Annotated in this window: 13 protein-coding genes and 3 pseudogenes; 7 read left to right on the top strand and 9 right to left on the bottom strand. The window is 58.7% G+C overall.

The window, feature by feature from the left end:
• Positions 1–620: 620 nt before the first annotated feature.
• Positions 621–869, bottom strand: a complete 249-nt coding sequence (locus Q2M23_RS05070; protein ID WP_057017190.1) for a hypothetical protein — start codon at positions 867–869, stop codon at positions 621–623.
• 152 nt (positions 870–1021) lie between these two features.
• Between Q2M23_RS05070 and Q2M23_RS05065 the strand changes: the two genes are divergently transcribed.
• The 4 genes and pseudogenes from Q2M23_RS05065 (at position 1022) to Q2M23_RS05050 (ending at position 2986) form a co-directional block, all read left to right on the top strand.
• Complete coding sequence (locus Q2M23_RS05065; protein ID WP_057017189.1) at positions 1022–1357, top strand: nuclear transport factor 2 family protein; 336 nt, start codon at positions 1022–1024, stop codon at positions 1355–1357.
• 386 nt (positions 1358–1743) lie between these two features.
• On the top strand, positions 1744–1905 hold the full coding sequence (locus tag Q2M23_RS05060) for a hypothetical protein (protein ID WP_309143532.1): 162 nt from the start codon (positions 1744–1746) through the stop codon (positions 1903–1905).
• Between the two features lie 270 nt (positions 1906–2175).
• Positions 2176–2325: pseudogene (locus Q2M23_RS05055) on the top strand (DNA ligase); the annotation flags it as partial.
• A 463-nt stretch (positions 2326–2788) separates the two neighbouring features.
• Entirely contained in the window at positions 2789–2986 is a 198-nt protein-coding gene (locus Q2M23_RS05050; protein ID WP_233475604.1) for a hypothetical protein, read from the top strand.
• An 880-nt stretch (positions 2987–3866) separates the two neighbouring features.
• Here the strand turns inward: Q2M23_RS05050 and Q2M23_RS05045 are convergent.
• Positions 3867–4142, bottom strand: a complete 276-nt coding sequence (locus Q2M23_RS05045) for a PRC-barrel domain containing protein (protein ID WP_316394747.1) — start codon at positions 4140–4142, stop codon at positions 3867–3869.
• Positions 4143–5211: 1069 nt separating this feature from the next.
• Between Q2M23_RS05045 and Q2M23_RS05040 the strand changes: the two genes are divergently transcribed.
• Entirely contained in the window at positions 5212–5442 is a 231-nt protein-coding gene (locus Q2M23_RS05040; RefSeq protein ID WP_316394746.1) for a DUF6894 family protein, read from the top strand.
• Here the strand turns inward: Q2M23_RS05040 and Q2M23_RS05035 are convergent.
• The 3 genes and pseudogenes from Q2M23_RS05035 to Q2M23_RS43955 all read right to left on the bottom strand — a co-directional run.
• Positions 5439–6167: a Crp/Fnr family transcriptional regulator gene (locus Q2M23_RS05035; RefSeq protein WP_316394743.1), complete on the bottom strand. Its 729-nt coding sequence runs from the start codon at positions 6165–6167 to the stop codon at positions 5439–5441. The genes Q2M23_RS05040 and Q2M23_RS05035 overlap by 4 nt on opposite strands.
• 461 nt (positions 6168–6628) lie before the next feature.
• Entirely contained in the window at positions 6629–6793 is a 165-nt protein-coding gene (locus tag Q2M23_RS05030) for a hypothetical protein (protein ID WP_316394741.1), read from the bottom strand.
• A gap of 279 nt (positions 6794–7072) precedes the next feature.
• Positions 7073–7222: pseudogene (locus Q2M23_RS43955) on the bottom strand (conjugal transfer protein TraG); the annotation flags it as partial.
• A gap of 37 nt (positions 7223–7259) precedes the next feature.
• Here Q2M23_RS43955 and Q2M23_RS05025 point away from each other — a divergent pair.
• A complete protein-coding gene (locus tag Q2M23_RS05025) occupies positions 7260–7403 on the top strand; it encodes a hypothetical protein (RefSeq protein WP_316394973.1) in 144 nt (47 codons plus the stop codon).
• Between the two features lie 414 nt (positions 7404–7817).
• Here the strand turns inward: Q2M23_RS05025 and Q2M23_RS05020 are convergent, their stop codons facing one another.
• The 4 genes and pseudogenes from Q2M23_RS05020 to Q2M23_RS05005 all read right to left on the bottom strand — a co-directional run bounded on the left by Q2M23_RS05020 (position 7818) and on the right by Q2M23_RS05005 (position 10994).
• Complete coding sequence (locus Q2M23_RS05020; RefSeq protein ID WP_316394739.1) at positions 7818–8960, bottom strand: GSU2403 family nucleotidyltransferase fold protein; 1143 nt, start codon at positions 8958–8960, stop codon at positions 7818–7820.
• Positions 8961–9065: 105 nt separating this feature from the next.
• Positions 9066–9835: pseudogene (locus Q2M23_RS05015) on the bottom strand (DUF3363 domain-containing protein).
• 21 nt (positions 9836–9856) lie between these two features.
• A complete protein-coding gene (locus Q2M23_RS05010; RefSeq protein WP_057017180.1) occupies positions 9857–10237 on the bottom strand; it encodes a hypothetical protein in 381 nt (126 codons plus the stop codon).
• 16 nt (positions 10238–10253) lie between these two features.
• Complete coding sequence (locus Q2M23_RS05005; protein WP_410469692.1) at positions 10254–10994, bottom strand: 4-hydroxyphenylacetate 3-hydroxylase C-terminal domain-containing protein; 741 nt, start codon at positions 10992–10994, stop codon at positions 10254–10256.
• A gap of 40 nt (positions 10995–11034) precedes the next feature.
• On the opposite strand from Q2M23_RS05005, the gene Q2M23_RS05000 reads away from it, so the two are divergent.
• Positions 11035–11640, top strand: a complete 606-nt coding sequence (locus Q2M23_RS05000) for a MarR family winged helix-turn-helix transcriptional regulator (RefSeq protein WP_316394732.1) — start codon at positions 11035–11037, stop codon at positions 11638–11640.
• Positions 11641–12057: the final 417 nt, after the last annotated feature.

Raw genomic sequence — 12057 nt, 5'->3', positions numbered from 1 at the left:
AAAACTAACACTGGTGTCAGAAATTGCTACTCCTTCCCGATGCGATTGGGTGTCTTAGTTTGTCGTTTGTCGCGGCAGTGCCCTATCTAGACGGCGTGATAAGAAAGGGCCCCAGCAGTGAAGCTGGGGCCAGTGTGCAGCTGGGCGTCTCAGTGCCTGTAGCGGTGCGGCACCGAACAGGGCGACAAATGCCAATGCTTGCGCTTCGTTCCTACTCATAAAAGAAACCCCAGCATCCGGATCATGCTGGGGCCAAGCTGGGTCGCCGAGCCGCTGTCCGCCAGGAAGCAACGGTCGTCGTTCTAGGGCTGAAAAAATACGAAATAAAAATTACCTGCCCTGTTGGTCGGATCATCCCAACGACGCTCCGGTCCGGAAATAAACCATGTGAATCCTGGCGAGACAATTTCCGCTTTTTCCCGAGACTTGACGCCACCTTCGATGGGGGTTTGAATTCACTTCTCGGCTCTCTCCAAGCCGAGAACCCTACCGCACAAGGCGAGGCCCCGGACGCGCCACGCCGGGGCCTCTGCTGCGGATTGGCAACAAGGGGCGAGCCCGCTCCCTTGTTGCGTGGAGTTGCGTCATGCGTCGGTCCCAGCTAGGCACCCTCGATCGTTTCATCGACGGATCAGACCATCTACCTGGTCGCCGACGATTTCGGGGCGATCGGCCGCGCGCGGCGCGAGGCCGACATCGTGGCGACCGACCTCGATTCGGCTGATCGGCTTCAACACCGCCGAGCGCTGGTCGGAAGACGTATCCGAAGACGTCGCCCGCGAAATCCAGCGCCGTTGCGATCTGCACAGACCAACGTGCCGACGGCCCTGCGGGGCTTTGTCGTTCGACATCTCGACGATCGGCTGCAACTGCCCCTGCGGCTTGTTTGACGCCTCAGAAATCGCGCAGAGCTGGCTGTTAGAGAACCGAAATAAAAAGTCAGGCTAAGCAGACATCTATTCGTAGGCGGCGCCTCTAGAAACGCTCTAATCTCACCTCTTTAGGCATGTAGGTGAGGAATATGTCCTTTGACCCGATGGCCGCGGCGGTTGATTGGCTTGATGCTTACCGCGCTGGCGACATTGAAGATATCGTTGGCATGTTTGCCGATGATGCGGTGATCCATTGCGATTGTGGAGGCCAGAAGACGCTGACTGGCCGGGAAGCGCTCCGGGCTTATTGGGTCGACAGGCTCAAGCGTTATCCCGCCTTCGGGTTGAACGACATGCAGCCAAACCGCGATTACGTCGCGGTCTCTTACATCACGACCAGTGGCTTAGTTAGCGCGCTTCTGATCTTCAATGCAGCTGGACAGATCAAATCGGTTAGCTGTGGTCCCGGCGCCGCCCGAGATTAGGCTCGAGCATCACAACGGCTTTCCGCTCACTTTTTGCGTGGCCTTAAGATCGCTTTTGATCTCGGCACCGAGGCCATTTGTCAGCGCGGATCGAATCTGTCGGGCGTGCGTGATGGCGCCTCAGCGGCAACCACGCGTTTGGACTGCAGTGCATGGCACTATAGTTGTCGTGACAACTCCGTTCCCGCGCCTGGGCCTATGCCCTTATTCCTGTCGTGCGTTCCGCGGCCGAGCAGGCTTGTCAGAGTTTCAGACAGTTAACGGGTGTTATGGAAACCCAGCTTCCGCGGGGTCATTGTCAGTTCATCACCGCACGGCCCTCGGTAACTATCGGTGACGAGAACGCCGCCACCGCGCTCCCGCCCCACACAAACAGGAGCAGCTTTATGACTAGCAAGCGGCGTCGTTTCAAACAAACCCGATCACTGGGAGAACGTCTGACTGACGAGGCCATGCGCCTGCGCTCGAAGGCCAAGGCGGTGCCTCCATTAGCCAAGAAAGAGGCCCTGCTGAGGGGGGCCGGCAAGACGAAGCGGTGGCTCATCTGACCGAGTGGCTGATGTCCCCAAACTCTGCAGGCGCCAATATAGGCCGCCCATGATCAACCAGCCTCACTTCGACCCCTATTCGAAGGCAGCGCGCATCTGTCTTGGCGTTGCGATATTTAGCGCGACAATGCTTGCTGCGCTGCTGACGAGCATTTTCGCCTAATCAGGCCGCCTCAGTTGGCCGGATAACGGCCCCAGCGCTTCCTGGGCCCGGAGGCTAGTGCCGAGGCAGTTGCCGCTCAACCGTTCCCGCCCCGCGCTGATTCGTAGATCCGCAAGAAGCAGCCCTATACCAAGCGCATTGCACACAAGGCGATCTGGGTTGAACCGAAAGTACTGGCCGAGATCGAGTACCGCTCCAAATCCGCCGAGGGCAAGGTACGGCATCCGTTCTTTCGCGGCGTGCGGGAGGACCTATGACCCTACCTACCGCGCTGCAACTGCTGCGATGACACGCGCTGGGATCATTTTGAACGAGCGCAGGCATATTCGAAAGCGAGCGCGGCCCTTGGATCAGCGAAATCCGAACTGAGCCTTGTCGAACAACGGAAGCGGCCTGTCGCCGAGCCACCCTTGTCGACAATTAAGCGAGGCCTCTGTCTCCGGAATTGCCATCTACTCCAAAAAAATGGCTTCAGCCGAAGGCGCTGAAGCCAAGTCTCCGCTTTTTGGTCGTCGCCGGCGACCGTAGCGTTCGACGCCGGCAGAGTAAAACCGCCGTTTCATCCTGCCGTTCCTATTGCAACTTATTCCCACCATGGCTTGCCGAAAAATCCTGCAGCGCAAGGTCGAATTCAAGGAACGGCTAGCTCTTGGAAATGGTTAAGCTCACACGGCTGTAACTGCATGGGTGCGATGGACTAAGATGCACAAAGACTCGATCATGGACGAGTTGCGGCAGATTGAACTTGATGTTGTGGAGGGAGAAAAACGACTCGCGGAGCAGGAGGCGTTGCTGATCGAGTTAAAGAGGTCAAACGAAAGCACCATCAAGGCTCAAGCTCAGTTCGAGATGATGCGAAAAGATCAACTTGACCGCGAGCAACGTCGACAACGTCTGCTTTCTGTTTTGCATCCGTGATCTAGGCAATTTGCTGCATCTCGCGGAACGGTTACAACCTAAAGAAAATCAGCAGCTCCGCCAACGATCCAGAGCGGCGAAAATCCGAGTAACATTGACGTCCAGAACCGCAGTTCGCGTTTGAGCCGGCCGCGAAGGACGACACAGGCATTTCGGAGCCGTTCAACCTGGGTTCGGCTAATCAAGCATGGCGCTGAGCCGCAATACTGAGAAATCCGACGATCAGTGTTCAGTCTCGGCGCTCTTCTGTCATAGCTTGCCTTCACGAAAGCGAACTGCCCAATGCCCCGGGAGAGCACTGAGACCGATGCCCGTCCCACCTCCCGAGAGCAACCTCCCTTGCAACTCCACAAATTGCCACTTGTTCCTGAAAGTAAAACGGTCTCAGCGCGGTAGGAATCGCTGAGACCGGGCTTTGCTTACATACTGCGGCGTCAGACGTTGTGGGGCGGGATCAGCGCCTGGCTTCAGAGTAACCCAACTTCGTCAGGCCCGCTCCTATGAAAAGGACGGCCAGAAGGCTTTGGGCGCAATCGGCCTGTGCTGGGAGCGCGTCCTGTTAGGCAGCACAAAAAAGATGGCCCCAGCATCCGGATCATGCTGGGGCCAGGCCAGATCGAGGACCGCTGTCCGCCGAGAAGCAGCGAGCCTGTTTCCAAGGCTGAAACAATACGAAATGAAAGTTATCTACCCTATTGTTCGGATGCCGCTACTTTTCTGGCTCCACTAGCTAAACGCATATGCGGTCAGGCTAGCGACGAGAACCGAGACACTCAGCGCAGTAACAGACGCAAATGTCCGCTCCACTCCATTCATGCGTTCCATGGTTTTAAGCTCGCTCGTAGGAAGCCTATCGTCGCAGTGTGCAGCAGCGGAGTCATTAACCTTCGTGAATCGCACGCCGTAATTTGGCTTTGGCGATTGGCTTTCTTGAGAGATCCCCTTCCAATTGCTTGACCATCGCTATTGGCCATCGACCTTCATGTCCCGCAATTGCAATGCGGAGCCCATGGACGTCATCTACAAATACGTGCTCAATTGTGCCGGCTTTCCCATCGGACAAGACGACCCCCTTGCCCACCAACTCTTTTTCGGAAGCATGAAGTTCGGAGAGGATGTTTAAAGCGCGTTTGCTGCAGTCAAAAAACTCGTTCATGGGTACGCAACTATCCTAAATGTAATCTGAAGCTGCGATCGATTTACGCTGGGGTCGAGCGGTAGCCCACGCCATATGAGCGCCACGCTCAAGTCGGAGGCCAAGCGGTCTTAGGAAGACAACTATAACACTCAACTCCTTGGCTCACAAGTCGGAGGCCAAGCGGTCTTAGGAAGACAACTATAACACTCAACTCCTTGGCTCACAGAACGACATGGCTACGATCCGACTTAGAACGCCCATAGCCGACGCATTGATCTTGCAAAGTGGCGGGTACGCCTGGCGCCTATAGGGAATAGCTCGCGCTCGAAGACCAATTGATGGGGGCGATGCAAGGACATCGCCATGAGCACCGATCATCTCGCAGCAATTGCGATTGTACCGCTGGTGGATTGGCCGCCTCCATTCCGTCAGCTACGACCGCCACCGGCGGCGCGAATAGCGGCATACGTGAATGCTTTCGCGCCTCAGTCCGGCGGCTAAACACCCTCCAATCGAGGTACCCACCGCCCTGCCGCGCCGCAGCATATCCGCAGCGTTCATCGAGCTCGTATCACTTTCGCCCGGCCGTCCTAGTTGACGGCCGGGCTTTTGCGTTAAACCGAGCTGCTAGGTCGCGGGTTCCGATTTCCAGATAAATTGCGACAAAGGCTCAGGCTCGCCGCCGCGACCTGCCTGTTAATTTTGCATTCGGTGCAAAAGAGAACCGCCAATCCGGGTACGGTCGGGCTTGGCGGCTCCGTCCTCTTAGTGGACCGCGAGATCACACCGCGAGGCCGAGCTGGCTTAGATCGGTGGCGACGATAGTCGAGACCGGACGGCTACGGGTTTCCGCGACAATTGCTCAGCGCTGGGGCATGACAGGGCGCGCCTTGTCGTAGTAGTAGACACTAGCGGAGCGCATTTGGCTCCCCGGATCAGGTAACCCAATCGTTCTATCGGTTGCTATTTTCCCCGGTACTATGCGGCGGCTGCGGCCCGCTCGGACCAGCCGTGTGGCTTGTACAAAACCTAGAGCACACTCGGCTAAATAAGAAAGTGGGATAGACGCCTCTAGTTCGACGACGAGTTGCCGGCTACGCTCCTCATTTCGAATGACCGTCCGTTTGATGATCCCGATGGCGAGGAACTGCTGAACGACGAGATGGCCTGGCAGAAGGCCGTGACGACGGTTCGCGATATCGGGTCCAATCTGGACCTCGACAAATCCAATCGTTGGTCGATCGCGGTCAAGGGAGGAACAAAACGCAATCTTTCAGTCGACGTTACCGCCAAGCGCATCGTCTCCCCTTCGAGCTAGCCAGTCGGCTGCAAGTGAAGATAGGCCGGATCGAATCCGGCCAATTCCTCCAATTTATCGTGGTCCAGAATGCGGTAGTGTGGCCGCTCGACTTGCATGATACCTTCTTGCCGCAGTTCCTGCAGCGTGCGGTTGACGTGGACCGTCGAAAGTCCGAGACAATCTCCAAGATCGGATTGCGTAATAGGGAAGTCGAAATCACCGTCGCTCGTTCGACCGACAGCCCTCAATCGACGATGAATTTCGGCGAAAAGGTGGGCCATACGCTCGTCCGCGGACCTGCGGCCGACATTGACGATCCATTCCCTAAAAATCGCCGCGTCAATGAGCGTTTCGCGCCAAAGCGCACCTGTCACATTCGGGCGCTGCTTACACAAGGCCTTGATCGCTTCATGAGGGATGAAGCCAAGCGTGCAGGATGTCAGCGTCGTGAAATCGTGGTCCATGACGTTGAGGTAGAGGCTCTGCAGATCCGGTATTTCGCCGGGAATGTGCAACGAGAGGACTTGCCGCTTGCCGTCCTGCGTGATTTTTGCACGGTACGCAAATCCTTCGGCGAGAAGGCAACATTCCTTTGGCCGGCTGCCATCGGCGACAATAATGTGCTGGGCCGGGACTTGGCGTTCCTGGATCGGCAGCTGCTCAAGTGCCTGAATGTCATCGCTGTCGAGCCGGTTGGAGACAGTTAACTTTGTGATCAGGCTAGTCGCGGTGCTTGAAGCCATCGGCGTTCTCCCCGCATTGGAGGAAATGAGCGTAGCGCCGGCGGTGAAATGCCTGCTTCGCCAGCGAATGATCGGGAGCACGACACTCTCAGCCACCGGCGCCCAATTGATAGTTGCCGATGATGCTTAGATAACAATTGGGGGGACCGCGATGTTCCTCGATAACCTGGCTGAAGCCCGGCAGTCTCAAGGTACGGCCCGATGGAGAAGCCATACTCCAGATTGATCGACCAGCGGCTCGAGCAACTCCAAGCGCACCGCGCACCAACATCCGCCATTATCGGTGGCTTCTGAAAACGCAGCTTTCCGACTTGGAGCGTCAGTTCATCGAAAGGCGCATCGGCGAGGAACTGGAGGCCACGCAAGGCGTGGCCTCTGACGCTCCGCCTCTCGGCATATGCCGGCTGTCATCCAGCCGCCGGGAGATCGGGAGAAAAACATCCATGATCGAACTTTAAAAGCTACTCATTCGCGTTAGCGAGAAGATCGTCGGTGACTACCAGTATCTCATCGATACCGCGACCTCGGAACGAGAGCGCGAGCGCTTTCGCCAGCGCATCGATGAAGAGCAGCAGCTGCTGGATATCCTTCGGCAGCCAGCGCAGATCTCTCGTGCGACGTGACATGGGGATGCACTACCGTAGGATCAAACCAGCTGATGAGTGAGTTGGAGAGCTTGCCCTTGGGCGAGGCTATCCGACTTCGCTGGGTCTTGCGGGACATCAGAGCTAGGCGCTTCATCGTCAGTCCGCTGGATCGGCTGGCGTTCAGAATCTCACCAGATGGGCTACGTCGAAACCATGACATGCTTCCCGTTCTGACGGCGGCGGGCATGGGTGAGATTTGAAATCCGAAAGATGACCTCGGCGATCAGGGCACCGCCGCGATAAAAAGCTAAACAGGCGAGGATAGCCGGCGATCGCGAACCAGGGTTCACCCAGCCGTTGCTGAAAGCCGAGGGCTGCCGCGGTCCATTGCGTCGCTCCTCAGGTCGACGCGACGACGATGCCGAACACGATCGTGATCTGACCGATGTAGATCTTTGCTGGAAACATTCGCCGCCCCATCCGCCCACGCGACGTGAGCGGCACGATGAGAACGGCGAAATTCGGCGAGCCTTCAATCGAAATAAAAAGTCGCGCCATCAGCGAGCGCGATTTCGATCAAGCCCGATCAAGTGCCGAAGTTGAAGATCAAGATCAGCACAGCGTCATCGAATGCTTCAACAGCGCGTGAACACCTGGCGCAGATTGCATCTCGTTGCCATGTCGCGCTCAGCCACCGGGCGATCGGTTGCTCAACAGCGAAGAGACATTGCCTCTGTCGGCAGGCGGCGCGTGGTCGCGCCTCAATTCTGCATGACCAAGCTGCTTCTCATTGTACGCGGGCTTCGGAGTGCCGGATGGATCAGCGATGAGCATGTCGTTCGAGAAATACCCCGCAAGGCGTGCGCATGCCGACCAACTCAGGCTTGTTGGTCCCGGCGCGCAGGGAGCAGCTTGTTTGATGACGTCGACATGCTCGGCATGTCGACGTCGTCGGCAGAGCACGCCTGGCCGAGCCCATCTTCTTGCGCCCAGCTTGTGCTGCCGCCGCTGCCGGTCGAGACTGCGTTGCGGCCGCGTCGGTGTTGAGCCTGCAATCCGCGGATCACTGTAGACGAGAGGTTGGCGCGTCGGTAGACTTTTCTGCGAGATCGTATTCGGCGCGATCGGAGCCGAGCTCGGATACACCCTTCCCTAGTTCGGTCCGGAGCAACGTCTGGAAGCTGTCATCATAGGTCGCGTTGCTGGTGCGGATCGCCGCCCTCCACTGATCGCCGCGATCCCATGCCTCCGTATAGGCGGCGGCAAGATCCGCCTGCTGCCTGTTGGCGATCATCGCTTCGATAATCGATCGGGCCTGCAGCCGATCCTTCGCGCTTTTTGCGGTCGCATCGCGGTCCTCCTTGCGGCGGGAGCCGACGATCAGCTTGTGGATGGCGTAGCGTTCGGGCGATGGAATGAGGACCGGCACGCCCGCACCGTGCAACAGCACCGCGCGGATCGGCTGGAAGATCAGGTAGTCGAGGAAGCGGAGGGGCAGTGCCGCTGCTCCGCCCAGGGCCGGCATCGGGACCGGCCTGCCTGCCTGGTCGTCCGACCACTGGTTCGGCGTCAGGAATTCAACCTTGAAGTTGCCCCTCGACGTGAATTGGGTGGAGACCCTGCCGTCGGCCTGGCTCGGAACCTCGCGGAAGGTCGGATCGACTTGGCGCAGCACCTCCAGGATGGGAGGCATGGAATCCTTGACCGCCACCGAGATTTCATGGAATTGCGCAAAGTCGGCGTCGCCGGTCTGCATGGCGACCGCATCAAGGCGTCGACCGAGCACGGCGGCGTAGCACTGATAGGCAACGGTGCCAACGAGCACGCCCCTCATGCGGAAGAAGCCGGCCTTCGCCAATTCTTCCACCACCTGGCCAGCCATCGGTAGAGGACGCGGCAGATAGGCCTCGCGCGTCAGTGTGGAAACGAGACGGCGACGTCCCTTGAGGTCGGCCTTCAGATCCTTGAATGCTTCGACCCGCTTGGTGATCTCTGGATCGTCGACGGGACCGACATAGCGGCGGTGTTGGCCGGCGCCTTCGGGCTTCGGCGTGTCGAAGTACCAGTATTTTTTGCCCTTCACCTCGACCGCTACGAAGCGGCCGCTCATGGAAAATTCGGAGGTGAAGCTCTCGTCCAGGCTTCGCTGGACAAGCTCCGAATAGAGCGTCTGGTAGCTGATATCGAGGGCTTGGTTCGACGGCATCTTGGAACCTCGCTATACTACTTTCGCGAGAATAGTATAACCACTAGAGATCTGCAGCAAATCGGCTATACTGTTCTTGCAAAAATAGTATAACTATCATTAATTTCAACGTCTTGCGTGCACAACAGATGAGTTCCACGAACGCTCCTGGACGGAAATTGACCGACTTTCCGAGCAATCCGGCCACTTAGCGTCCAATTCCGCGCTTGATGCCGATCGACAGGAAATGCCCTCCCCGCCGACCCGACCGGTGACCAATTGCCCGCGTGCCCGCTCCAGCACCGGCCGCCAGGGCACCAGCGCGAACTCATGGGATCGCTCGATCAGGGCGAACCGCCCACTGTGCAGCGTGAGCACGCGCCGGTAGACGCCCTCAACCTTGTCGCCGGCCTTGACGTCGACATGGTCAAGGCCGGTGCGCGCGGATATGTCGGCCGCAGTCCTTGCCAGCTCACGGGCCTCGAGCGTCTCGAGCATGTTCCGCGCGTACCGCGCTTGCCCCCTTGCTCTCGCGCCATCCCCTGCTCGATAAGCCATAGCCGCCTGGTTCGCAATGCGGTCTCGACTTCCGCCCCGAAGCCAGCCGACACGAACCCATCGGGCTCCTTGCCAATCAGCTTGCGATCAAGCCACGTTGCTCCCAGCGCCTGCGGCAGATCTTCGAGTCTCTGCCATGACAACACCGCGACGCGTACCGGATTGCGCGAGCGCTGCAGCTTCTCGTATCGGAGCGCCCGGTCGAGATAGTCGTCGCCGACATTCCAGCTCCCGTCGGCAAGACGGCTTACCATTGCCTCACGCCGCATCGCCTCCAGACGCCGTACGTGCGATCCGACATATTCGCTCGATGCCTGCGGGTCGAACTCCCGGTGCAGGCGGTCGCTAGCGAACCGGAATCAAACCGGATCGAAGTAGTGCATCTCCAGGAGCAGACAGCCGCCGACGGATTTGAACGGACCGTGCGGCGCGTGCGGAGGCCGGCAGGCGTAAGTGTTCGGCGGGAAGCTCACGCCGCCCTCGCCCTTGTCATCGTTGCCGACGATCAGGTCGCCCGAGACGAGATAGACCTCTTCCCAATACTCGTGCGAGAACGGCGCCGTCGTATAGACGTCGGGCGCAAAACGGAGCAGCCGGGTTCTCGTACCGTGCCGATTCTCCTCATCTCGGCCGCCGGCGATGATCTTCTGCTGGATGCCGGCCGGATAGCCCGCGGGCGTTTCCCACCCGGTGGTCTTAACGAGCGTGTAGAATTCGTCGTGCTTCTTGTTGACGGGCATGTGTTTGCTCCCTGATTCAGGCGGCTTTGCTGGAGGTCGAGACGCCGTTGAGGTCGTAGGAATCGAGCATCGTCTGCACCAACCGATCGGCGCCGGTCCAGTCGTAGGTGCGATAGGAATGGCCCTTGGTAACGAAAGTCGCGCCGGCGTAGAACATCTCGTATTGCTGATGGTGCGACCCGAACTCGGAGCCGACGGCGTCCCAAGCGAGCTTGTAGAATTTCACGCGGTCGTGCGAATTGGCCTTCGGCGACTGGGCAGCAATCTCCGGGTTGCCGAAGTCCGCCACCGACGAAGGCAGCATGATCATGCCGCCGCCGGCGAGCTCGCGCAGCGTATTGATGATGTGGGCGTAGAGCTGCTGCGTCAGGACCTGTGCGGAATAGAGCGTGTGCCGATCCGGGATGAAGTAGGGACCGACCTGCGTGCCCTTTGCCTCCATCGCAGCCACCAGCGCATCGACCATGCCGGTCTCGGCTGCGAGCTGACCGAGCATTTCGCGAACCTGCGGGAATTGCGTGACGCCGTTCATTTCGGCGATCCGATGCGCAAGGCCAGTCAGGAACGTGAGCTTCACGCTGAGAGGGACCATCGCCTGGTAGTTTTGGTAGACGTGACAAGGCATGGCATGGAACTGCTTCTGGCACATCTCGACGTTGCCCTCGATGAAGACGCGATCCCAAGGCACCTTCACGTCGTCGAAGCAGAGAACTGAGTCATTCTCGTCGAAGCGGCTCGACAGGGGATTGTCGAACACCGCGCTCGCAATGCCATGATTTGGCGAGGAGATTGACCGCGTGAACGATGCACTCCTGACGGCGTCGAAACCCGAACTGCTCGACAAGGAAGGAGACCGCACGCTTCGCGGCCTGCTCTACGATTATTTCGCGTTCGGACGCAGTCTTGAGGCCTGCCGCGAAATATTCGCGGGCTTCGTCGACCTGTCGCCCACCCAATATCTGATATTGATTGCGATCAAGAATTCGACTGCGGAAGAACCGATGGGCGTGAATCAGGTCGCCGAGCGGCTATATCTGAGCGGCGCCTTCGTCACTAACGAGATCAACAAGCTGGTTTCCGACGGCCTGCTCGAGAAAAGCTCCCACCCCGAAGACGGACGAGGGGTGCAACTTGCGCTCACCCAACGCGGAATGAGCCTACTAATCCGCCTTGCCGCTTTGCAGCGCCCGGTCAACGACGCCTTGTTTAGCATGCTGACGCGTGAGGAGTTCAAAGTGCTGTCCCAGTTGCTGTCACGGCTCGCTTCGAACGCCGACAACGCGTTGAAACTCGCCGAACACGCCAGAGCGACGCTCAAACTTCAGGAGGATCAGAACGCCTCCCGAGCCAAGGCACCTAAGCTTCGTCAGAAGCGGCCAGCAGCACGTCATGGCCCGCTGTAATTCCCGTTCTGCGCCGTGACGGAGCAAATCGTGGCCAATGGTAGCGGGAGTCCGCTACATGAGCAGGCTAGCTGACCTAGTCAGGTCAAGGCCAATTCTTAAGTCCGACCAGATCGCGCCAGACCTCTCGCTGTCGCGACGATACCATATTCAGAAGGTCGGGGTCGATGACGCCTGGACGATCAACCTATCCCATGCGCCAGGCACACCACCGCGATCGCATCGACAATGCGCTGGTCGAGACTGGCGTAAGCGTCCAGATCGGTCTGTGCAGGCACCGACCGGACGATCTCAGGGCTCGCCGACGCCGCGACGAAGGTCGTCTGGCGGATAGCCCTAGCAGGCTGTTGAAGAAGCCGGTAGCGAAGCGTTTCGTATCGTGATTCTCTAGGGCCGAGATTTCACCGGGGGGCACGA

Source organism: Bradyrhizobium sp. 33ap4 (assembly GCF_032654765.1).
GTDB lineage: Bacteria > Pseudomonadota > Alphaproteobacteria > Rhizobiales > Xanthobacteraceae > Bradyrhizobium > Bradyrhizobium australafricanum.
The sequence above is the reverse complement of the archived record's forward strand: the minus strand, read 5'-3'. Positions and strand labels throughout refer to the sequence as shown.

What these genes read in the sequence shown, in the direction of transcription:
- Q2M23_RS05020 (WP_316394739.1), bottom strand. Translation starts at nt 8,960, where the DNA reads ATGCCGTCGAACCAAGCCCTCGATATCAGCTACCAGACGCTCTATTCG.
- Q2M23_RS05060 (WP_309143532.1), top strand. Translation starts at nt 1,744, where the DNA reads ATGACTAGCAAGCGGCGTCGTTTCAAACAAACCCGATCACTGGGAGAA.
- Q2M23_RS05045 (WP_316394747.1), bottom strand. Translation starts at nt 4,142, where the DNA reads ATGAACGAGTTTTTTGACTGCAGCAAACGCGCTTTAAACATCCTCTCC.
- Q2M23_RS05065 (WP_057017189.1), top strand. Translation starts at nt 1,022, where the DNA reads ATGTCCTTTGACCCGATGGCCGCGGCGGTTGATTGGCTTGATGCTTAC.
- Q2M23_RS05010 (WP_057017180.1), bottom strand. Translation starts at nt 10,237, where the DNA reads ATGCCCGTCAACAAGAAGCACGACGAATTCTACACGCTCGTTAAGACC.
- Q2M23_RS05025 (WP_316394973.1), top strand. Translation starts at nt 7,260, where the DNA reads ATGAGAACGGCGAAATTCGGCGAGCCTTCAATCGAAATAAAAAGTCGC.
- Q2M23_RS05030 (WP_316394741.1), bottom strand. Translation starts at nt 6,793, where the DNA reads ATGTCACGTCGCACGAGAGATCTGCGCTGGCTGCCGAAGGATATCCAG.
- Q2M23_RS05050 (WP_233475604.1), top strand. Translation starts at nt 2,789, where the DNA reads ATGGACGAGTTGCGGCAGATTGAACTTGATGTTGTGGAGGGAGAAAAA.
- Q2M23_RS05035 (WP_316394743.1), bottom strand. Translation starts at nt 6,167, where the DNA reads ATGGCTTCAAGCACCGCGACTAGCCTGATCACAAAGTTAACTGTCTCC.